Below are 20,571 nucleotides of genomic sequence, written 5' to 3' on the forward strand. Positions count from 1 at the left end.
AGCGCGCGGCGCGGCGGATGGGCCGGAGGTCAGGGTCGTGGTCATGCCCGCGGCATGACCCGGGTCATGCTCAGATCAGGCCGAGCTCGCGGGCGCGCAGGGCGGCCTGGGTGCGGTCGAGGACGCCGAGTTTGCCGAGGACGTTCGTCATGTGGTTCTTCACCGTGCCCTCGGTGATGCCCAGCTCGGCGCCGATCTCCTTGTTGCTGTGGCCGGCGGCGAGGAGGCGGAGGACGCCGAGCTCGCGCGCCGACAGGGGCTCGGCGAGCGGCTGCGCGACCTTCCGGCCCTCGCGTGCGCTCAGGCGGTTGAGCTCGGCCATCATCTTGGCGGCGACGCTCGGCTCGAGGACGGAGGCGCCCTTGGCGGCGGCGCGGACGGACTCGCAGAGTTTTTCCGCCGAGCAGGCCTTCAACAGGTAGCCGAGCGCCCCGGCGCGCAGGGCCTCGAAGATCTCCTCGTCCTCGTCGAACGTCGTCAACACGACGACGCGGGCGGTGGGCACGAGCGCGCCGAGGCGGCGGGTGGCCTCGACTCCGCCCATGACCGGCATGCGCAGGTCCATGAGCACGACGTCGGGCTTGTGCACCCGCGCGAGGGCGAGGGCGCGCTCGCCGTTCTCGGCCTCGGCGACGATCTCGAAGTCGGGCTGGAGGGCGAGCAGGGCGCGGAGCGCCTCGCGGAAGAGCGACTGGTCGTCGACCAGCAGGAGGCGGAGCTTTTTGGCGGCGGTCACGAGAGGGAAACCACTAAAGGCGATGAAGGCAGAGGGGCCCGCGAATGGCGCGAATTGGCGCGGATGAAAGGCGGAAGAGCAGTTTCGTTATATGCGGACATTCGCGTGATTCGCGGGCGGGTTGCCTTTACGCCGGCACTTCGACGCGCAGGGCGAAGCCGCCCTCGAGGCGGTTGGCGGCGCTGACGGTGCCGCCGAGCAGTTCGATGCGCTCGCGGAGGCCGGTGAGGCCGAAACCGCCGCCGGCGGCCGGCGCGGGGCGCGGCCGATGCCGTTGTCGGCGAGTTCCAGCTGCACGCGCTGCGCGTCGCGGAAATCGAGGCGCACGAGCGCGGTGGTGGCGCGCGCGTGCTTGCGGATGTTGGTCAGGCCCTCCTGCGCGGCGCGGAAGAGCGCGTGCTCGACCGCGGGCGGGAGCGGACGCGGCGTGCCCTCGATGGCGACGGACGGCACCGGCTCGCCGTGGGTGGCGAGCTGCCTGAGGGCGTCGGGCAGCGGCGGGCGCGGGGCGTCGGCGCGGAGCGAGCCGACGGAGCGGCGGACGTCGTCGAGCGCCTCGGCGGTGAGCCGGGCGGCCTTCTCGACGTTGGCCTTCGCCTGCGCGGGGTTCGTGACGCAGATGGCGGCGGCGACGTCGAGCTGGGTCTTCACGACCGTAAGGTAGTGGCCGACGCCGTCGTGGATCTCGCGGGCGAGGCGGTTGCGCTCGCGGGTGGTGGCGAGTTCCTCGGCCTGGGCGGCGTAGGCGCGGAGCTGGGCGTTGGCCGCCTCGAGCTCGCCGCGGAGCCGGCCTTCGCGGTCGCGGGCGTCGAGCGCCTGCTTGGTGATGAAGGTGAAGGCGATGGTGAAGGCGAAGGCGGCGACGTAGCTCGCCATCGCCTCGGGCACGGCACGGATGCCGTAGTAGAACCAGAGCACGCCGATGCACAGGCCGTAGAGGTAGAGGCCGATGGCGGCGGCGTGGCGCGGGCGGTAGTCGAAGACCGCCTGGCTCATCAACGGCAGCACGATGATCGAGAAGAAGCCGCGGACGGGGCTGACGAAGATCATGACGGTGACGAGCCCGAGCATGAGCGCGAACACGCGGTTGCGCCACGGCGCCCCGTAGCGGAGCACGATGCTGTCGTCGAACACGCCGAGCGCGCCGTAGATCGCGCCGAGGAGGAAGGTGAGGAGCACCTGCCACGGCTGGCCCTGGAGGCGGCTGGTGATCACGAACTGCATGAAGCAGGTCACGATCACGCTGCCGAAGGCGAACGCGCCGTAGTAGTCGGTGCGGTGCGCCTTCGGGTTCTTGGGATCGGGACAGGGCAGCCTCATGGCGGCAGATTACCAGAGCGGACGCTGGCGGGGAATGTGACGAAAGTCACGCCGCGGTCACGGTCGCCCGGCGGGCGGCGTTTCCCGGGGCGGGCTCAGGCGAGGGCGTCGCGCAGGATCACGACCGGGTGCAGCGCGGTGCGCTGCGTGCCGTCCTTGATCTGGTGGCGGCAGCTCGTGCCCGGCGCGGCGATGAGCACGTCCGCGGGCGTCTGGCGCACGGTGGGGAAGAGCACGAGCTCGCCGATCTGCTGCGAGATCTCGTAGTGCTCCTCCTCGTAGCCGAAGGAGCCGGCCATGCCGCAGCAGCCGCTGGGGATGAGCTGCACCTTGTAGTTCGCGGGGAGCTCGAGCATCTTCACCGACGGCACCAGCGACGACAGCGCCTTCTGGTGGCAGTGGCCGTGGAGCTTGATCGTCTGCGCGCGGGTGGTGAACGCGGACTTCTTGATCCGGCCGGCGTCGGCCTCGCGGGCGATAAACTCGTCGATCAGGAGCGCGTTCTTCGCCAGAGCCTTCGCGGCGGGCTTGAGCGCGGCGGGGACGAGGTCGGGATATTCGTCGCGGAAGCCGAGGATCGCGGACGGCTCGAGGCCGATGAGGGGCGTCTGCGCCGTGACGACGTCCTGGAGGAGCTCGACGTTGCGGACGGCGAATTCGCGCGCCTCGCGGACGAGGCCCTTGGAGAAGTGCGCGCGGCCGGAGTCGACGTGGGGCGGGATGACGACCTCGTAGCCGAGGCGGTTGAGCAGCTCGACGGCGGCGGCACCGACGTCGGCGTCGTTGTAGTTCGTGAACTCGTCGCAGAAGAGGTAGACGCGGCCGTTGGGGTAGGCGGGCGCGGTCTGGTTGGCGTGCTTGCGATGCCATTTCGCCAGCGTGACCGGCGAGAGCTCGGGCATGCTGCGCTTCGGGTGGAAGCGGGCGAATTTCTTGATCCAGAGCGAGAGGTCCGGTTGCGAAATGATCCAATTGTAGGCGGCGGGCCAGAGCGAGGCGAGGCGCATGCTCTGGGAGAAGCTCGCGATGAGGCGCGAGCGGAGCTTCACGCCGTGCGTGTCCTGGTAGTGCTGCGCCCACTCGGCCTTGAGGCGCGCCATGTCGACGTTCGACGGGCACTCGGCCTTGCAGCCCTTGCAGGAGAGGCAGAGGTCCATGACGTCGGCGATCTCGGGGCTGTCCCACGGGTTGGTCAGGTCCTCGGGGTGGGCGAGGGCGTGGCGGAGGGTGTTGGCGCGGCCGCGGGTGGAGCTCTTCTCGTCGCGCGTGGCCATGTAGCTCGGGCACATCGTGCCGCCGGTGAAGTGCGCCTTGCGGCACTCGCCGACGCCGGTGCATTTCTCGGCGGCGCCGAGCACGCCCTGCGAGGAGGCGAAGTCGAAGAAGGTCTCGTAGTGCGGCTCGGCGTGGCCGGGGGAGTGGCGCAGCGAGCTGTCCATCGGCGGCGTGTCGATGATCTTGCCCGGGTTGAAGATGCCCTGCGGGTCGAAGGTCTCCTTGATCCGCCGCATCATGGCGTAGCACTCGTCGCCGACCATGAACTGGATGAACTCGCCGCGCAGGCGGCCGTCGCCGTGCTCGCCGGAGAGGGAGCCGCGGTATTTTTTCACCAGGATGGCGACGTCGGTGGCGATGCCGCGGAACATGCGCAGGCCCTCCTCCGTCTTCAGGTTGAAGAGCGGGCGCGTGTGCAGTTCGCCGGCGCCGGCGTGGGCGTAGTAGACGGTGCTGACGCCGTATTTGGTCTTCAGCATGGCGTCGAACTCCGCGATGTAGGCCGGCAGGTCCTCGACGGCGACGGCGGTGTCCTCGACGACCTCGCGCGGCTTGGCGTCGCCCTCGACGTTGTTCATCAGGCCCTGGCCGGCGCGGCGCAGGTCCCAGACGCGGTTGACGTCGGCGCCCCAGACGGTGGGGAAGGCGTAGCCGTAGCCCGCGGCGCGGCATTCGGCCTCGATGGCGGCGAACTCGCGCTCGATGAACGCGCGGTCGGCGTGGCGGATCTCGACCACGAGCACGGCGCCCGGATCGCCCTGGACGAAGAAGCGGTTCTTGGCCTGCTCGAGGTTGGCCTTGGTGCACTCGAGGATGTGGCGGTCGATGAGCTCGCAGCCGAACGGTTTGTGCCGCATCGCGATCAGGGTCGCGCGCAGCGACTCGTCGACGGTCTTGAAATGGGCGCAGAGCAGGCCGCCCGCCGGCGGGAGCGGCTCGAGGTTGAGCTCGAACTCGGTGCCGAAGAACAGCGTGCCCTCCGAGCCGGCGATGAGCTGGCAGAGGTTGAAGGGCTTGTCCGACGCCGCGTCGAAGACCTGGCAATCCATCAGCCGGTCGAGCGCGTAGCCGGTGTTGCGGCGCGTGACGGTGGGCTTCGGGTAGTGGTCGCGGATCAGCTGGCGGTTCTTGCCGTCGCTGAGGAGGTCGCGGACGGTGCGGTAGATCCGCGCCTCGAGCGAGGTCTCGGGCCCGGCGCACTTGGCGTCGAACTCGGCGCGGGTGAGCGGGCCGAAGGTGACGAGCGAGCCGTCGGCGAGGAAGCCGCGGGCGGAGACGAGGTGCTCGCGGGTGGTGCCGTAGACGATGGAGTTGGCGCCGCAGGAGTTGTTGCCGACCATGCCGCCGATCATGGCGCGGTTGGCGGTGGCGGTCTCGGGCGGGAAGAAGAGCTTCAGCGGGGCGAGCGCGACGTTGAGGTTGTTGCGCACGATGCCCGGCTGCACGCGGGCGCGGCGGCGCGCGGCGTCGGTGGCGAGCAGGGCGTTCAGGTGGCGGCCGGCGTCGACCACGATGCCGGCGCCGACGACCTGGCCCGCGAGCGAGGTGCCGGCGGCGCGCGGGATGAGCGCGATGCCGTGGGCGTGGGCGAAGCGGACCAGCTCGCCCACGTCGTGCTCGTCGCGCGGGAAGGCGACGGCGAGCGGCATCTCCTGGTATTCGGAGGCGTCGGTCGCGTAGAGGCTGCGCATCAGGTGGTCGTGATGCAGCTCGCCGTGCAGGCGCGACGCGAGGGCGGTGAGGTCGATTCGAGGTGCGGAAACTCCAGCGCTCATGAAGGCCGCGAGTCGTAGACAAGCGCGCGCGCGTTGGCGAGAGCGCGCCGGGACAAATCTGTCTTAACGGGCGGAAACGCGATGTAATGACCGAAAGGCGAAGGCGAAACGGCTTGGATATGACGCGGGCGGGCCGTTAACTCGCCCGCAACACGAACCCCGAACTCCGCCCCCGGTGCGCCCCCGCGCGTCGCGGTCCGGGTTTTTTCTCACCACACGCAATGAAGATCGGAATCGTCGGTGCCGGCAAAGTCGGCGCCACCATCGCCACCCTCCTCGAGTCCTGCAAATTCTGCCGGAGCGTCGTGCTTGCCGACGCGCGCGCGAACATCGACCTCAGCGGCCTGAAGAAGTCGAAGTTCAAGCAGGTCGACGTCCAGGCCGACGGGCAGCTCGCCGCGTTCGTCAAGAGCGTCGACGCCGTCGTGAGCGCCGCGCCGTATTACCTCAACAAGACGATCGCCTCCTCCTGCGCGCAGGCAGGCGTGAGCTATTTCGACCTGACGGAGGACGTCGAGACGACGAACTTCATCCGCGAGCTGGCGAAGAAGTCGAAGGCGACCTTCATGCCCCAGTGCGGCCTCGCCCCCGGCGCGATCAACATCGTGGGCGGCTCGCTCGCCTCGTCGCTCGACCAGGTGCGCCTGTGCGAGATGCGCGTCGGCGCACTGCCGGGCGACGCGAGCAACCAGATGAAGTATTACCTCAGCTGGAGCACGGCCGGCCTGATCAACGAATACTGCCAGGTCGGCGAGGCGCTCTTCGGCGGCAAGCACGTCACCACCATGCCGCTCGACGGCATGGAGCGCATCACCATCGACGGCACCGAATACGAGGCCTTCAACACCTCCGGCGGCGTCGCGACGATGTGCGAGACCTTCGCCGGCAAGGTCCAGGAACTGAACTACAAGACCATGCGCTACCCGGGTCACCGCGACCTGATGAAGTTCCTCCTCCACGACCTCAACCTCGCCCCGCGCCAGGAGCTCGTGACGCAGATCTTCGACCAGGAAGTGCCGCTGACGGAGAACGACGTCGTGGTCTTCTACGTCAACGTCGTCGGGCGCGACGGCCACGGCGCGCTGAAGCAGCGCAGCTTCATCAAGAAGCTCTACGGCGCCGTCGTGCACGGCCGGAAGCTCAATGCCATCCAGCTCACCACCGCCGCCGGCATCGTCGGCGTGCTCGAGCTCTTCGCGAAGAAGAAGCTCGGCCCCGGCTTCGTGAAGCAGGAGTCCGTCTCGCTGAAGGATTTTCTTGCCACCCAGTGGGGCGGCAAGGTCTACGGCCGGTAACCCGAACCAGAACAGAACCGCGGATGACGCGGATTGCACGGATCGTCTCCCTGCTTATCCGTGAGCTCCGCGGTTAATTGATTTCAAACCCACTTCTCCCATGGCCACCGCCTCCGCTCCTTCCGTCTCCGCCACCGTCAAAGCCATCTTCCCGAAACTCGGCCTCTCCGCCAAGGGCGCCAACGCCGGCGCGTTCTGGGGCGAGTGGGGCGGCGCGGGCGCCGTCCTCGAGAAACGCTCGCCGATCGACGGCTCGCTCCTCGGCCGCGTCAAGCAGGCCACGCCCGCCGACTACGAGCGCGCGGTCGCCGCGGCGCAGAAGGCCTTCCTGGCCTGGCGCGACCTCCCGGCGCCGAAGCGCGGCGAGATCGTCCGCCAATACGGCAACGCCCTGCGCGAGCTGAAGCCCGAGCTCGGCCGCCTCGTCTCGCTCGAGGCCGGCAAGATCCTCGCCGAGGGCGAGGGCGAGGTGCAGGAGATGATCGACATCTGCGACTACGCCGTCGGCCTCTCGCGCCAGCTCTTCGGCCTCACCATCGCCTCCGAGCGCCCGGGCCACCACATGCGCGAGACCTGGCACCCGCTTGGCGTCGTCGGCATCATCTCGGCCTTCAACTTCCCCGTCGCCGTCTGGTGCTGGAACAGCGCGCTCGCCGCCGCCTGCGGCGACGCCACGCTCTGGAAGCCGTCGGAGAAGACGCCGCTCACCGCCATCGCCTGCATCAAGATCGCGGAAAAAGTCTGCCGCGCCAACGGCATCGATCCGGCCATTTTCTCCCTCGTGATCGGCGACGGCCCGAGCATCGGCGAACTGCTGACCAACGACCGTCGCGTGCCGCTCGTGTCCGCCACCGGCTCCACCCGCATGGGCAAGCGCGTCGGCGAAGTCGTCGCGAAGCGCTTCGGCCGCACCATCCTCGAGCTCGGCGGCAACAACGCCATCATCGTCGCGCCCTCCGCCGACCTGAAGCTCGCGAAGCGCGCCATCCTCTTCGGCGCGGTCGGCACGGCCGGCCAGCGCTGCACCACGACGCGCCGCATCATTGTTCACGAGTCGATCAAGGACGAGTTCGTCGCCGCGCTCGTCGCCGCCTACCAGTCGCTCCCGATCGGCAGCCCGCTCAAACCCGGCACGCTCGTCGGCCCGCTCATCGACGCGCTCGCCGTGCAGGCGATGCAGACGGCGATCGCCGAGGCGAAGAAGGCCGGCGGCAAGGTCCTCTGCGGCGGCGAACGGCTCGCCGGCAAGGAATTTCCCGGCGGCACCTACGTCACGCCCTGCCTCATCGAGGCGCGCAACGAGTGGCCGGTGGTGCAGCACGAGACCTTTGCCCCGATCCTTTACGTGATGAGCTACCGCACGCTGGCGGAGGCGATCGCGCTGCAGAACGGCGTGCCGCAGGGCCTGAGCTCGGCCATCTTCACCACCGACCTGCGCGAGGCGGAGGAATTCCTCTCCGCGCGCGGCAGCGACTGCGGCATCGCCAACGTCAACATCGGCACGAGCGGCGCGGAGATCGGCGGCGCCTTCGGCGGCGAGAAGGAGACCGGCGGCGGCCGCGAGAGCGGCAGCGACAGCTGGAAGGCCTACATGCGCCGTCAGACCGTGACCGTGAACTACTCCAACGCCCTCCCGCTCGCGCAGGGGATCAAGTTCGGGGACTGAGGCGGCGTTTCTCGAGCCGGAACTGGAGCGGCACGGTCACGAGCGTGGCGACGGGTTTGCCGTCGCGCGTGGCTGGCTCGAATTTCCATTTCTTCACCGCCTCGACGGCGGCTTCGACGAACTTTGATTCGAACTCGGTCAGCGGTTTCACGTCGGTGACCTTTCCTTTGGTGTCGACGACGAACGCAACCCAGATTTCGCCTTCGGTCGGGACGATCCGGTAGATGAGCGGGAACTTCGGCGCCACCGCTTTGAGCAATTTGATCGATGTCGCCTTCTGACCGGGAGCGGGATCTTTCCAGAATTCCTCGGCATAGAGACGTTTCGCCCGCTCATACATTTCGGTCGGAATATCCTTGGTGGCCTTGGCGCTGCCTTCGGCCGTGGCCTGCTCGCGGGCGCTGTCGTTCGCTTCGGCTACATAGTCTTTGGGGGGCGGCGGAGGCGCCGACGGCGCGGTAGTTGGAAGGAGCAGCGACAGGGTGACGACAAGGATGGGGGAGACGTAACGCATGGGCCGGAAGCTCAGAACCTCGTCTCGAGGTAGTGCGGCAGCATCTTCCGCCACCAGGGCCAGTCGTGGTTCACGTCGGGGCCCCAGAGATCGATCTCGTGGGGGATGCCCTTGCTCGCCAGCACGCGACCGACCGCTTCGGCGGACTCCGGCGCCTCGTAGGCGCCGCGGCCGCCGACGAAGTGGATGTGCTGCTTCGCGCGCAGCTGCGCGAGGATCGCCGCGTCGTTCAGATTCGGCAGGTAGTCGAGCGGCGAGTTGAAGTAGACGTCCTCGTCCCAGTAGCCGTCGGTGTAGTCCTTCAGGTCGTAGGCGCCGCTCATGGCGATGCAGCCGTCGATCAGGTCGGGGCGGCGGAAGAGCGTGTTGGCGCTGTGCAGGGCGCCGAAGGAAGCCCCCGCGGTGATGACCGGCACGCGGCCGCGGCAGTGCGCGTGGATGAACGGCACGACCTCCTCCGCGACGTAGGCGTTGAACTGCTGGTGCCGCACCGCCTTGGTCCGCGGCGGCAGGTGGCGGTTGAGCCAGCTCTCGTGGTTGATCGAGTTGATCGAAAAGACCTTCACCTTGCCGCTGTCGATGAAGGGCGCGATGGCGTCGATGACGCGGAAGCGCTCGTATTCGAGGAAGTCCGCGGCCGCGGTGGGGAACATCAGGAGGGCGAAGCCGTAGTGGCCGTAGACGGCGACCTCCATGGCCTTGTCGAGGCGGGGCGAGTGCCAGGTGTGAATTTCGCGGTGCATGGGGACAGGGCGCCGCCGGAACGGAGGCGAGGCTCGCCGCCCCGAGCGAGCGCCACAGGGAAACGCCCCGCGCCGTGTGCGGCAAGTCCGCACACGCGCCGGCGCCGCTCAGGCGCGGCCGGTGCCGAACGGCCCTGGCCGCGCGTGCGGCCCCCTCAGGTGTTCTTGTCCCCGTGCGGCACGATGATGATGCCGCAGGTCGCCTTCTTCATCACGCCGCTCGCCGTGCTGCCGACGAGGAAGTCGTAGAGCTTCCCGTGGCCGTGCGAGCCCATGATGATGTAGTCGGCGGCGACGCGCACGGCCTCCTCGCGGATCATGGTGACGGGCGGACCGTGCGCGACCTTCGCCTCGCAGCCGATGCCGGCGGTGCGGAACATCTCGACGTAGACGTCGAGCTTGGCCTTGGCGGCGCGCTCGCCGCTGGCGATCGCCTCCTGGAGCACCTCGACGGGCAGCGCGAATTCGCTGGTCACGACCGGCGGCTGCACGACGTGGATCATCGCAACCTTGCCCTCGAACGCGCGGGCAAAGCTCACGGCGGTGTCGATCACCTCGTCGGTCACCGCGGAGAAGTCGATTGGGACGAGGAATGTTTTCATGCCCCTATTATCGCGCCGCGGCGGCGCGGGCGCACCGCAATTCTTGCCCTGAGTTGCGCCGTTCCCCACCCGGGGGATTCCCCGGGCCGCTTCGCGTTTGCCAATGACCGGGCGGCGGCAAGACTGCGGCGCCACACTCGCACGTCATGGACAAACACACCGCGTCGCACAGCTGGAAGTTCTTCCGCACCGGCGGACTGGATCAGGTCGCCCTCGAGTCCGCCGCCGATCTGGCCCACCTCGACCAGCTCGACCCGAAGCTCTGGGTCGCGCTCAGCTGCCCGGTCAAGGGCCTCGAGCTGGCCGAGAAAACCCTGGCCCTGATCGACACCGACAACGACGGCCGCATCCGCGTGCCCGAGCTGCTCGCGGCGGTGAAGTGGGCATCCGCCCGCCTCAAGGACCCCGCGGCGCTGCTCAAGGGCGAGGCCGCCCTCCCGCTGGCCGCGATCAACGACGCCACGCCGGACGGTCAGGCGCTCGTCGCCTCCGCCCAGCGCGTGCTCGCCAACCTCGGCAAGCCCGGCGCCGCCACCATCGCGCCGGCGGACACGAGCGACACCGCGAAGATCTTCGCCAGCAGCGCGGTCAACGGCGACGGCGTGATCCCGCCCGATGCGACGGACGACGCGGCCCTGCAGGCGCTGATCAAGGACATCCTCGCCACCGTCGGCGGCACCGCCGACCGCGCCGGCGCGCCCGGCGTCACGGCGGAGAAGGTCGACGCGTTCTTCCAGGAGCTCGCCGCCTACGTCGACTGGGTGGGCAAGAGCTCGGCCCGGGACATCGCCGTGCTCGGCGAGCAGACCGACGCCGCGGTCGCCGCGCTCCGCGCGGTGCGGGCGAAGGTGGAGGACTATTTCGCGCGCTGCCGCCTGGCGGCGTTCGACGCGCGCGCCGTCGGCGCGCTCAACCGCGCCGAGGCGGACTACCTCGCCCTCGCGGCCAAGGACCTGAAGATCGACGCCGCGGAGGTGGCCGGCTTCCCGCTCGCGCGCATCGCGCCGGGGCAGCCGCTGCCGCTGCTCGAGGGCGTCAATCCCGCCTGGGCCGCCGCGCTGGCGACGCTCCACCGCGCCGCCGTCGCCCCCGTGCACGGCGCCGCCAAGGTCGCGTTGACCGAGGACGAGTGGCGCGCGCTCAACGCCCAGTTCGCCGCCTACGAGACGTGGCTCGGCACCAAGGGCGGCAGCGCGGTGGAGAAACTCGGCCTCGCCCGCGCCAAGGAGATCCTCGCCGGCAACGGCCGCGCCCAGCTCGCCGCCCTGGTGGCGAAGGACAAGGCCCTCGAGCCGCAGTTCAAGGCCCTGAGCGACGTCGACCGCCTCGCGCACTACTACCGCGACCTCCGCGCGCTGCTGCACAATTTCGTCAACTTCGCCGATTTCTACTCGCGCGACAAGTGGGCGATCTTCCAGGCCGGCACGCTCTACCTCGACAACCGCAGCACCGAGCTGTGCGTGCGCGTCGACGGCCCGAGCCCGCTCGCCGCCATGAGCAAGGTCTACCTCGCCTACTGCACCTGCACGCGCCCCGGCGGCAAGGCGATGACCATCGCCGCCTGCTTCACCCAGGGCGACAGCGACTACCTCTTCGTCGGCCGCCACGGCGTCTTCTACGACCGGGCCGGCAACGACTGGGACGCCGTCGTCACCGGCATCGTCGACAACCCCATCAGCATCGGCCAGGCGTTCTGGGCGCCCTACAAGAAGTTCCTCCGCCTGATCGAGGAACAGATCGCGAAGCGCGCCAGCGCCGCCGACGCGGAGTCGAGCGGCAAGCTCGCCGCCGCGGCGGAGAAGACGGCCAACGCGGACAAGGCCAAGCCGGCCGAGCCGAAGAAGTTCGACCTCGCGCTCATCACCGGCATCGGCGTGGCCTTGGGCTCCATCGCCACCTTCCTCGGCGTGATCCTGACGAAGTTCATGGACCTGCCGGCGTGGAAGATGCCGCTCGTGCTCGTCGCGATCATGCTCGTGATCTCACTGCCCTCGATGGCGATCGCCTGGCTCAAGCTCCGCCAGCGCACGCTCGGGCCGCTGCTCGAGGGCAACGGCTGGGCGGTGAACGGCCGGGTGAAGATCAACATCCCCTTCGGCTCGGCGCTCACGGAGATGGCGCGGAAGCCCGCCGGCTCGCGCCTCTCCCTCGAGGATCCCTACGAGGACAAGGAGGCCGCGCGCCGCCAGCGGCTCACGATCTTCTGGCTGGTCGTCATCGCGCTCGCCGCCGCGGCGGGGTGGATCCGCTGGGACGCCACGCACCACGCGGACGCGCACGGCCAGCCGCGCTACTTCTGGATGGAGCGCGCCGCGCCCGCGGCGCCGGCGCCAGCCGCCGCAGCGGAGCCGGCGAAGAGCTGAGGCCCGCGCCCCGCGCGCCCGCCGCGGCGGGCGCGTTCAGCGGCCGCGCGGTTCCTTCGGCGCGTCGGCGGGCTTGCCGTCGGCCGGTGCCGGGGGCGCCGGCGTCTCGGCCGGTTTCTCCGCCGGCTTGGCGCCGCCGCCGAGGATCGAGACGGACCAGCTCGGCTTCTGGATCGGGCCGGTGAGGCGCAGGTCGAGGATGCTGGCGAGCGGGTTGACTACCATGCCGACGACGAAGGTGAGCGGGTTGCGGTTCTCCTCGTAGGGCTTGAACTTCGCGGTGAAGTCGAGGGTGCGGTCCACGAGGCGGTAGTCGCCCTTGGCCTCGATCAGCGCGGTCGGGCCGGTGACGCGCATGTCGGGGAAGTGCGCCACGCCGTTGCCGAGCTGGTAGCTGGCGCGCAGGGTGTCGAGCTTGAGCGAGGAGAAGTTGAGCGAGAGGCTGCTCAGCACCTGCGAGAGCAGGCCGAAGAGGTGGACCTCGCCGAGCTCGGCGCCGGCGAGCTGGACGTTGCCGCTGCCGACGAAGGATTTCAGGTCGTCGGGGTTGCCGCTGGCGGAGACGGCGAAGGTGAGCTTGCCGCCGCTGGCGCGCTTGAGGAGGTCCTTGTTGGGCGAGGCGTTCGGGTCGAGGCCGCCGCGGGCGACCTCGTATTCGTGCATGGCGCGGATGCCGCGGACCATGTCGGCGTTCTCGATGTAGAAATCGAAACCGAGCCGGCGCGCGCCGGGGTGGTGATGACGGAGGCCTGGGCGGTGCCGCGGCCGCCCGCCACGCCGACGACGATGTGGTCGAGCTTCACCTCGGCGCCGCGGACCGAGCCCGCGGCCTCGACGCTCTCGAGCGGGAAGCCCTCGTAGGTCACGCGGCCGGCGGCGGAGCCGGTGAAGCTCAGCGCCGGCGTGCTCTGGCCGTGGGCGAAGTCGGTCGCGCCCCAGAAGTGGATCTCGGCCGGGCGGCTGAAGCTCCAGGGCTTGAGCAGCGTGTCCGCGACGTCGCGGCCGAGGTGGCGCAGCGCGGCGGGCTCGAGGTTGCCGGCGAGGTCGAACTCCAGGCGGCGCTGCTCGTGCGTGACCGGGTCGGCGAAGCGCTTGAACCAACCGCTCGCGCGCTGGGCGCCGCCGGCCCGCTCGACGCGGAGGTCGAAGGCGTGGGCGAACTGCGGGCGCAGGAACACGATCGCGTGCGCGCGCTCGAAATCCGCCCCGAGCACCTGGGCCGCGACGGCGTCGGTGCTGCCGTAGTAGGCGACCTTGGCCACGTTGCGCCAGTTGCCGATGACGTCGACGTCGGCGGCCGGGCGGGTGGGGAAGGCGAAGTTGGCCGCCCAGAAATTCGGCCACCAGTCGGAGCGGAACCAGCCGGAGATCGACGCGGGCGCGAGCTCGCCGGCGAGGAGGAAGCGGTAGTCCCACGAGCGGAAATTCATGAAGTAGCTGCCGCGACCGTAGTTTTCGCCGATGCGCGCCAGGGCGTCGTAGGCGAGGAAGTTGCCCTCGCGGTCGACGTCGATGCGGCCGCGGGCGTGGGTGACCGGCACGCCGTGCGAGTCGAGCCGCTGCACGCGCACCCGGCTCGTCAGGGTCTCGAACTGCCAGCCGGGACCGAAGGCGGCCTCGGCATGGACGTCCACCGGATCGCCGAAGACAAAATACGGCGCCAGCTTCGGCGTGCGCTTGGGCAGCACGGCGTCGACGAGGGACGGCGGCACGCGGCCGTCGAAGCCGATCCGGGCGGTCGTGCGGACGCCGTCGATCTCGCCGGTCAGGGCGAACGCGGCGGCATCGGCCCGGACGCTGAGCGTCGCGCGGACCGGCTGGTCCCGGCGCCACGACGCGCGCAGGACGGGCGCGGCGACCTGCTCGTCGAAGGCGGCGACGCGCTCGGCGGCGAGCAGGAGCAGGACGGCGGACGGCGGCTGCGGCGCGGCCAGCGAGATCTCGGTGGCGACGATGCCGCGGGGGCGTTCGATCTCGACCTGGTCGTGCAGCGTGGCGCCCTCGGCGCTCAGCGCGACGCGCAGCGGCCGGGCGCCGGCGCCGTCGAGGCGCAGCGTGGTGCGGGCCTCCAGGCCGCGCACGAGCGCGGGCCAGCTGCCGGCGAGGCGGAGCGCGTCCGCGCTGAGGCGGAGCTCCGCGACGTTGCCCACGCCGGGGCGGGCCTCGAGGACGACGTCGAGCCGCGGGTGCTCGAGCCCGTCGAGGCGCTGGAGCTCGCGCACGAGGCGGCGGCCGATCTGGAGCGCGTGACCGATGATCCGCGCCGGATCGGACGGGGAGCCGCTGCGCGGCGGCAGCTGGAAGTCGCCGCGCGCGGTGACGGTGAGGTTGCCGGCGCGGAAGTTGAGCTGGTCGACGTGGAGCAGGTTCTGCTCGAGCCGGAGGGAGGCGCTGATCTCGCGCAGCACGGGCTCGGCGGTGCCGCTGGGCGAGAGCGGCGCGGGCAGCTGCAGCGTGCCGCCCTCGAGCCGGATCTCGTCGGGGGCGTGCTGGCCGGAGAGGTAGGACCAGACGCCCTTGCGCACGTAGAGGCTGCGGCCGGTGAGCAGCGGGTCCTCGAACTGGCGCGAGCGCACACGGACGGACTCGGCGAGGAACTTGCCGGTCGGGTCGAACTGCGCGCGGGCGAAGGTGGCGTCGAGATTCGCCTCGGCTAGGCGCTGCTCGAGGACGCGCAGGACGAATTTCGGCACCGGCAGCTCGTGCGCGATCGCGATCCAGGCCTGCGCGGCCAGGAGCAGCCCGAGCGCAATCCACAGCGCCCAGCAGGCGACCGTCGCCGCGCAGGACAGGCAGAAGCGCGTGACGGTGGCGGCAGAGCTGGGGCGGCGAGCGGACAAATTCGGAGGACGGAAGACGGAGGACGGCGGGCGCGACCCGTTCGGGCGACGGCGCGGGAGCCCGCGGGGATCAGCCCTTGGGTTTCTCGGCCGGCGCGGGCGCGGGCGTCGTCACGGCGGGAGCGGCGGGCGGCGGGCCGGGGTCGTGCTGGGGGGCGTAGGTGAGGGCGAAGAGCGCGTCGACGAGTTCCTGCGGGAGCTCGTAGGTGACGTTGAGCTCCTCGATGCCGCCGAGCTGGGTCGTGCCGCCGAGGCGTTCGGTGAGGTAGAGCTGGGCGGTGGTGTTCTGGGCGCTGCCGCCGGCGAGGGTCAGGGCGGCGTCGAGGCGGTAGCGCCAGGCCGGGTTGGCGCCGTTGAACGCGGCGCGGGTGCGGTCGAACGAGTCGGCGACGAAGCGCTTGGCGCGGAGCTTGCGCACCTCGGCGAGCAGGGTGGTGAAGGCGGCGCGCTTGGCCTCGGGCGCGTCGGAGGCGGCGATGCTCTGCGCGGTGAGTTCGCCGCCGGCGGCGGCGTTCAGCGCGACGACGACGCTGTTGTTCGTCAGGTCGGTGAGGGTGAGCGCGGTGACGTGCGTGCCCTCGGGGAGCTCGCGGAGGACGCGCTGGCGGAAGTGCAGGGCGCTGACCGGCACGTCCTCGAGCAGGTCGGGCGGGATCTCGTAGACGGCGTTGGCGTTGGCGACGCGGGCGTAGGCGACGGACGGCGCGGCCGGCTTGGTGCCGATCTGGAGCGTGGTGGCGGACGGCTCGTCGCCCTTGGGGCCGCCGCCGGTGCGGAGGTTGAGGGTGATCTCGCGCTCGGGGCGGTTGAAGCCGTAGCTCTCGAGGTCGGCGGCGGACGGGGCGTCGCTGAGGAACTTGGAAGCGGTGAGGAACTTCAGGCGCTGGAGGAAATCCTGCACGATGGCCGGGTCGGCGGGGAGCGTTTGCGGGGCCTGGCCGGCGGCGCCGCGGACGACGACCTGCCAGGACTCGGCGGCGCCCTGGGCGGCGTCGAGCCGCTGGAGGCTGAGCTCGGGGCGGTCGGGCGCGGCGAGGGTGAGGGCGGTGACGTTGGCGAAGTCGAAATCGAGCACGTGCTTGTCGCGGAGCTTGTCCTGGGCGAGGCGCAGGCGGTCGAGCAGCCCGACCTGGTCGCCGCTGAGCTGGCCGGCGTTGAGGCGGGTGACGAAGACGGCGGGCTTGTCCTCGAGCTTGGCGTAGACCTCGACGGGGGCGATGCCGGTGGCGGCGGGGGCGGGGCCGACGAGGTGGCCGAGGAGCAGGGTCTCGCGGCGGGCGTTGCCCTCGAGGGTGACGCGCAGCGCCGGGGCGGCGAGGCCGGTCTTGGCCGGATCGGCGTCGCGCGCCTCGAGGAAGCGGCGGACCTGGAGGCCGGTGAGCTCGGTGAGGGTGGTCTCGGTCTCGGCCTTGGCGGCGCGGGCCTGGATGGGGGCCTCGATCATCCAGCGCTGGCTCTCGCGGCGGAGGCGCGTCTTGGCGTTGGCGGTCTGGAGCGCGAGCGAGCGGATTTCGAAGACGGGGATGGTGAAGACGGCGTCGGAGCGCAGCTGGTCGGCGCCGAGCCCGAGGCTGTCGGCCAGCCCGCGGTTGACGACGTGGATGCGCGTGCCGTCGGGGGAGAGGAGGTAGAGGCGGTTGCCGATCTCGGTGCGGTCGCCGATCCGGAGGGCGTAGTCCTTGCCGGCGGAGGTGAAGGTGAAGGTCATCGCCGGCTCGGTGAGGCCGTAGTCGGCGAGGGACTGGCCGCTCTTGGCGAGGTCGGCGACGGCGAAGCTGGTCTCGTGCTCGAGGAACTGGAGCTCGTGCAGCACGTGGTCGACGGCGTTGCGGTTGGCGGGCCACTCGAACGGCTGGGTGAGCCACCAGTTGTCGCCGCGTTTCTCGGCGGTGACGGTGGGCGCGTTGCGGCTGGTGCGGGTGAATTTCTCGACGTTGGTGGTCTCGGCGCCGAGCACGCGCTTGGTGGTCTCGTGGATCTGGACGCGGTTCTCGTAGTTGAAGATGTAGTAGAACAGAACGACGTTCAGGAAGAGGAGGACGACGGTGACTTTGGAGCGCATGGCGGTGGCGGGCTAGCTGCGGCGGGTCCAGTAGACGATGAGGCCGAGGAGGGCGACGGCGCCGGGGACGACGAGGAGGAGGCCGAGGCGCAGGCGCGCGAGTTCCTCCTGCGAGAGGGCGAGCTGGAAGCGCTCGATCGGGCGCGCGGGGATGTTGAGGTCGACGTCGCGCTCGGCGGCCCAGTTCACGGTGGCGAGGAAGAGGGTGAGGTTGCCGAGCGTGACGATGCGGTTGTTGGTGATGAGGTCGGAGGTGCCGAAGACGGCGAGGCGGCCGCCGGGCACGCTGAGCGGGAGGTTGGCGGGCTTCAGGCGCTCGGAAATGGTGAGGATGCCGAGGTTGCCGTGCAGGTCCTGTCCGGGCGTGTATTGGCGCGGGCCGGGCAGGCGGTAGCCGCGCTCGCCCCAGGCGGACTCGCTGGTGGCGGCGAGGGTCTGGACCTTGATGCCGTCCTCGACCGGCGCGCCGGGATCGGCGGCGACGGTGCGGGCCAGGCCGATGAGCACGTAAACCTGGTTGTTGATGAGGGTCTGCGTGATCGGGTGCGGCGTGTAGTGGTTGATCAGGATCTCGCCGCTCTCGGCGCTGGCGGCGGCGCTCGGGTCGTAGATGACGTCGTCGTAGGCGATGATGCCCCAGTCGAAGAGCAGGATGTCGAGGCCGTGCTGCTTGCCGGGGTTCAGCATGAGGACGATGCGGCCGGCGCGGGTCTGGAGGTAGTCGCGGAGCAGTTCCTCCTCGAAGCGCTGGAAGCGATCCGTCGGGCCGACGATGAGCAGCAGGGCGGCGTCGTCGGGGATCCGGCGGTCGCGCGTGAGGTCGAGGGCGGCGAGGTCGAAGTTGCGCTGGCGGAGGGCGTCGCGGAGCTGGGAAAGGCCGCGCTCGCTGACGTCGTCGGGCTGCGCCTCGCCGTGGCCCTGGACAAAGTAGATCTTCTTCCGCTCCGCGGCGGTGACGTCGAGGATGGCGGCGGTGAGCGTGGCCTCGCCGCGGAAGGCCTCGCGGGTCTTCTTGTTCTTGATGCGGTAGAGCTCGTCGATCGTGACGAGGCGGCGGCGCTCGCCGGAGGTGACGACGACGACGTTGGGCTGCTCGATGCCGAGCGCCTGGGCCTGCTTCGGGTTCTGGTAGACGTCGACGAAGTCGACGGCGATCTGGCGGCGTTCGTCGTTGTTGCGGGTGGCGTAGACGTATTCGCGCAGGAGGCCGCGGAGGTCGGTGTAGGCCTGGGCGAGCTCCTCGTCGTCCTTCTCGTCGCGGAACGTGACGTAGATGCGCACGGGTTTTTCCAGGCGATCGAGGTAGGAGCGCGTCTCGGCGGAGAGCGAGTAGCGGCGGGACTGGGTCAGGTCGAAGCGGCCGAAATGGTTTTGCGCGACGTAGTTCAGCCCGCCGAAGAGGGAGAGGAAGAGCACGGCCTGCAGCAGCAGGTTGACGATGCGGATCCAGCGGGCGGTGCGGAAGCTCTCGGCGAGGTGCATGCGGTCAGCCTTGGAGGAGCTTGGCCTCGACGCCGAGGATGCTGAAGATCAGCGCCAGCACGGCGCCGGTGAGGTAGAAGAAGACCTGGCGGGTATCGATGACGCCGTGGGTGAAATCGTCGAGGTGGCCGAAGATCTGGAGCGACTCGACCGTGCTTTTCAGCGGCGAGAGCGTCTCCTGCTGTAGCAGCGTCGAGTCGCCGAGGAAGCGCAGGCCGATGATCAGCGTGAAGAGGATGGTGAAGCAGAGGATGCCCGCGACGGCCTGGCTGCGGGTGAGCGCGCTGGCGAGGATGCCGACCGCGATGAACATCAGGCCGCTGATCGCGATGAACGCGTAGCCGCCGACGAGCGGACCCCAGTCGAGCAGGCGCACGTCGCGCGCGTAGTGCTGCAGGACGTAGTGGAAGCCGGCGGTCGAGCCCCAGAGCAGGAGATAGAGGAGGTAGGCCGCGCCGAATTTGCCGAGCACGACTTCCGTGGTCGTGACCGGGGTGGTCAGCAGCGTCTCGAGCGTGCCCAGGCGGCGTTCCTCGGCGAGCGACTTCATGGTCAGGAGCGGCACCATGAAGAAGACGGGAATCCAGAAGAGCTGGAAGAACATCGCCGCCGGGAGCGCCTCGCGCGGCGCGCGGCTGTATTCGTCGAGCAGCGCGGCGAAGATGAACCCCATCACGCCGAGGAAGAGCACGGCCGCGACGTAGGTGCTCGGGTTGAAGAGCAGGGCGCGGATCTCGTGCGAGAGGATGGTGAGGAAATGGCGCATGGCGGAGGGCGGAGGACCGAAGGCGGGGGAGGGAGCCTCAAATCTTCGGCAGGGGCGGGCGGCCGGGACCGTCGGCCGGAGCGCGGTCGGGCGCGCGGGCGTCCCAGCTGCGGCGCGTGGCGGCGAGGAAGACGTCCTCGAGTGTCGGCAGCGAGCGGCTGAGCGCGCGCAGGCGGTAGCCGCGCGCCGGGAGCGCGCGGAGGAGGTTTTCGCCCAGGTCGGTTTCGGAGGCGGTGGTGAGCATCACGACGCAGAAGCCGTCGGGGGCGCAGTCGCTGACGCTGGCGACCTTGATCGTCGGGTCGACGTCGGCGAGCAGGACGGGCAGGGCGGCGCTGTCGCCGGAGAGCTCGATGCGGTAGGTGGAGTGGCCGAAGATCTCCTGGCGCAGGTGGGCGGGCGAGCCCTGGGCGACGATGCGGCCGCCGTTGATGATGAGCACGCGGTCGCAGGTGACCTCGATCTCGGGAAGGATGTGCGAGGAGATGATGACGCTCATCCGGCCGCGGAGGCTGGCGATGAGGTCGCGGACGATGAGGATCTGGTGCGGGTCGAGGCCGATGGTCGGCTCGTCCATGATGATGACGTCCGGCTCGGCGAGGATGGCCTCGGCGATGCCGACGCGCTGCTTGTTGCCCTTGGAGAGGCGGCCGATGATCTTGTGGCGGTTGCGCTTGAGGTCGCAGAGTTCGAGGACCTCGTCGATGCGGGCGCGGAGCTTGGAGCGCGGCATCTCCTTCAGACGGCCGCGGAACCAGAGATATTCGGAGACGCGGAGGTCCTCGGGCAGGGGGTTGTTCTCGGGCATGTAGCCGACGTGGCGCTTGGTCAGCTCGGGGTGGCTGGCGACGGGGTGGCCGCAGATGCGCACCGAGCCGGTCGTGGCCGGCAGGTAGCCGGTGAGGATGCGCATGGTGGTGCTCTTGCCCGCGCCGTTGGGGCCGAGCAGGCCGACGATCTCGCCGCGCTTCACGGAGAAGCTCAGGTCGTTCACTGCGGTGAGGGAACCGTAGTGCTTGGTGAGGTGCTCGACCTCGATGGTGTTGTCGGGAGTTTCTGCCATGCGGCAAAGTGCGGACGTTGCGCCATTAACACGGGTTTTCCGGCCGTCTCGCAAGCGCCGAAGTCGCCC

15 protein-coding genes are annotated in these 20,571 nt (G+C 70.1%); 3 read left to right on the forward strand and 12 right to left on the reverse strand.

Features of this window, described 5'->3' with window-relative positions:
- Window positions 1-70: 70 nt before the first annotated feature.
- From ACMYLB_RS07645 to ACMYLB_RS07655, 3 genes are all read right to left on the reverse strand, one after another.
- Window positions 71-736, reverse strand: coding sequence for a response regulator (locus ACMYLB_RS07645; RefSeq protein WP_415910345.1), 666 nt, complete (start codon window positions 734-736; stop codon window positions 71-73).
- Window positions 737-823: 87 nt separating this feature from the next.
- Window positions 824-2,056, reverse strand: a complete 1,233-nt coding sequence (locus tag ACMYLB_RS07650; protein WP_415910346.1) for a sensor histidine kinase — start codon at window positions 2,054-2,056, stop codon at window positions 824-826.
- A gap of 95 nt (window positions 2,057-2,151) precedes the next feature.
- The gene (locus ACMYLB_RS07655) at window positions 2,152-5,106 is read right to left on the reverse strand and encodes an FAD-binding and (Fe-S)-binding domain-containing protein (RefSeq protein WP_415910347.1); all 2,955 of its coding nucleotides are present in this window, start codon (window positions 5,104-5,106) and stop codon (window positions 2,152-2,154) included.
- 221 nt (window positions 5,107-5,327) lie between these two features.
- On the opposite strand from ACMYLB_RS07655, the gene ACMYLB_RS07660 reads away from it, so the two are divergent.
- Together ACMYLB_RS07660 and ACMYLB_RS07665 are read left to right on the forward strand one after the other, a co-directional pair.
- Window positions 5,328-6,401, forward strand: a complete 1,074-nt coding sequence (locus ACMYLB_RS07660; RefSeq protein ID WP_415910348.1) for a saccharopine dehydrogenase C-terminal domain-containing protein — start codon at window positions 5,328-5,330, stop codon at window positions 6,399-6,401.
- Between the two features lie 100 nt (window positions 6,402-6,501).
- The gene (locus tag ACMYLB_RS07665; RefSeq protein WP_415910349.1) at window positions 6,502-8,067 is read left to right on the forward strand and encodes an aldehyde dehydrogenase family protein; all 1,566 of its coding nucleotides are present in this window, start codon (window positions 6,502-6,504) and stop codon (window positions 8,065-8,067) included.
- Here ACMYLB_RS07665 and ACMYLB_RS07670 read toward each other — a convergent pair.
- The 3 genes from ACMYLB_RS07670 to ACMYLB_RS07680 form a co-directional block, all read right to left on the reverse strand.
- Entirely contained in the window at window positions 8,051-8,581 is a 531-nt protein-coding gene (locus ACMYLB_RS07670) for an energy transducer TonB (protein WP_415910350.1), read from the reverse strand. The genes ACMYLB_RS07665 and ACMYLB_RS07670 overlap by 17 nt on opposite strands.
- Window positions 8,582-8,592: 11 nt before the next feature.
- Window positions 8,593-9,324, reverse strand: coding sequence for an esterase family protein (locus ACMYLB_RS07675; RefSeq protein ID WP_415910351.1), 732 nt, complete (start codon window positions 9,322-9,324; stop codon window positions 8,593-8,595).
- Between the two features lie 155 nt (window positions 9,325-9,479).
- Window positions 9,480-9,926, reverse strand: coding sequence for a universal stress protein (locus ACMYLB_RS07680; RefSeq protein WP_415910352.1), 447 nt, complete (start codon window positions 9,924-9,926; stop codon window positions 9,480-9,482).
- A gap of 146 nt (window positions 9,927-10,072) precedes the next feature.
- Between ACMYLB_RS07680 and ACMYLB_RS07685 the strand changes: the two genes are divergently transcribed.
- Window positions 10,073-12,289: a hypothetical protein gene (locus ACMYLB_RS07685; protein WP_415910353.1), complete on the forward strand. Its 2,217-nt coding sequence runs from the start codon at window positions 10,073-10,075 to the stop codon at window positions 12,287-12,289.
- Window positions 12,290-12,325: 36 nt separating this feature from the next.
- On the opposite strand, the gene ACMYLB_RS07690 is transcribed toward ACMYLB_RS07685, so the two are convergent.
- The 6 genes from ACMYLB_RS07690 to ACMYLB_RS07715 form a co-directional block, all read right to left on the reverse strand.
- On the reverse strand, window positions 12,326-12,826 hold the full coding sequence (locus ACMYLB_RS07690) for an AsmA-like C-terminal region-containing protein (protein ID WP_415911051.1): 501 nt from the start codon (window positions 12,824-12,826) through the stop codon (window positions 12,326-12,328).
- Window positions 12,823-15,129 carry a hypothetical protein gene (locus tag ACMYLB_RS07695; protein WP_415910354.1) on the reverse strand — a complete coding sequence of 769 codons (2,307 nt, stop codon included), beginning with the start codon at window positions 15,127-15,129 and terminating at the stop codon, window positions 12,823-12,825. Before ACMYLB_RS07695 ends, ACMYLB_RS07690 begins: the two co-directional genes overlap by 4 nt.
- Window positions 15,130-15,199: 70 nt before the next feature.
- Entirely contained in the window at window positions 15,200-17,191 is a 1,992-nt protein-coding gene (locus ACMYLB_RS07700; protein ID WP_415910355.1) for a DUF4340 domain-containing protein, read from the reverse strand.
- 12 nt (window positions 17,192-17,203) lie between these two features.
- Window positions 17,204-18,673 (reverse strand): GldG family protein, encoded by a 1,470-nt coding sequence (locus ACMYLB_RS07705; RefSeq protein WP_415910356.1) that lies wholly within the window; start codon window positions 18,671-18,673, stop codon window positions 17,204-17,206.
- A gap of 4 nt (window positions 18,674-18,677) precedes the next feature.
- Entirely contained in the window at window positions 18,678-19,439 is a 762-nt protein-coding gene (locus ACMYLB_RS07710) for an ABC transporter permease (protein WP_415910357.1), read from the reverse strand.
- Window positions 19,440-19,476: 37 nt separating this feature from the next.
- The gene (locus tag ACMYLB_RS07715) at window positions 19,477-20,502 is read right to left on the reverse strand and encodes an ATP-binding cassette domain-containing protein (RefSeq protein ID WP_415910358.1); all 1,026 of its coding nucleotides are present in this window, start codon (window positions 20,500-20,502) and stop codon (window positions 19,477-19,479) included.
- Window positions 20,503-20,571: the final 69 nt, after the last annotated feature.

Source organism: Oleiharenicola sp. Vm1, from assembly GCF_047777955.1.
Lineage (GTDB): Bacteria > Verrucomicrobiota > Verrucomicrobiia > Opitutales > Opitutaceae > Didemnitutus.

Excerpts from the sequence above, each read along its gene's own strand:
- ACMYLB_RS07680 (WP_415910352.1), bottom strand. The coding sequence starts at position 9,926 with ATGAAAACATTCCTCGTCCCAATCGACTTCTCCGCGGTGACCGACGAG.
- ACMYLB_RS07685 (WP_415910353.1), top strand. The coding sequence starts at position 10,073 with ATGGACAAACACACCGCGTCGCACAGCTGGAAGTTCTTCCGCACCGGC.
- ACMYLB_RS07650 (WP_415910346.1), bottom strand. The coding sequence starts at position 2,056 with ATGAGGCTGCCCTGTCCCGATCCCAAGAACCCGAAGGCGCACCGCACC.
- ACMYLB_RS07705 (WP_415910356.1), bottom strand. The coding sequence starts at position 18,673 with ATGCACCTCGCCGAGAGCTTCCGCACCGCCCGCTGGATCCGCATCGTC.
- ACMYLB_RS07675 (WP_415910351.1), bottom strand. The coding sequence starts at position 9,324 with ATGCACCGCGAAATTCACACCTGGCACTCGCCCCGCCTCGACAAGGCC.
- ACMYLB_RS07655 (WP_415910347.1), bottom strand. The coding sequence starts at position 5,106 with ATGAGCGCTGGAGTTTCCGCACCTCGAATCGACCTCACCGCCCTCGCG.
- ACMYLB_RS07665 (WP_415910349.1), top strand. The coding sequence starts at position 6,502 with ATGGCCACCGCCTCCGCTCCTTCCGTCTCCGCCACCGTCAAAGCCATC.
- ACMYLB_RS07660 (WP_415910348.1), top strand. The coding sequence starts at position 5,328 with ATGAAGATCGGAATCGTCGGTGCCGGCAAAGTCGGCGCCACCATCGCC.
- ACMYLB_RS07700 (WP_415910355.1), bottom strand. The coding sequence starts at position 17,191 with ATGCGCTCCAAAGTCACCGTCGTCCTCCTCTTCCTGAACGTCGTTCTG.
- ACMYLB_RS07710 (WP_415910357.1), bottom strand. The coding sequence starts at position 19,439 with ATGCGCCATTTCCTCACCATCCTCTCGCACGAGATCCGCGCCCTGCTC.
- ACMYLB_RS07670 (WP_415910350.1), bottom strand. The coding sequence starts at position 8,581 with ATGCGTTACGTCTCCCCCATCCTTGTCGTCACCCTGTCGCTGCTCCTT.
- ACMYLB_RS07715 (WP_415910358.1), bottom strand. The coding sequence starts at position 20,502 with ATGGCAGAAACTCCCGACAACACCATCGAGGTCGAGCACCTCACCAAG.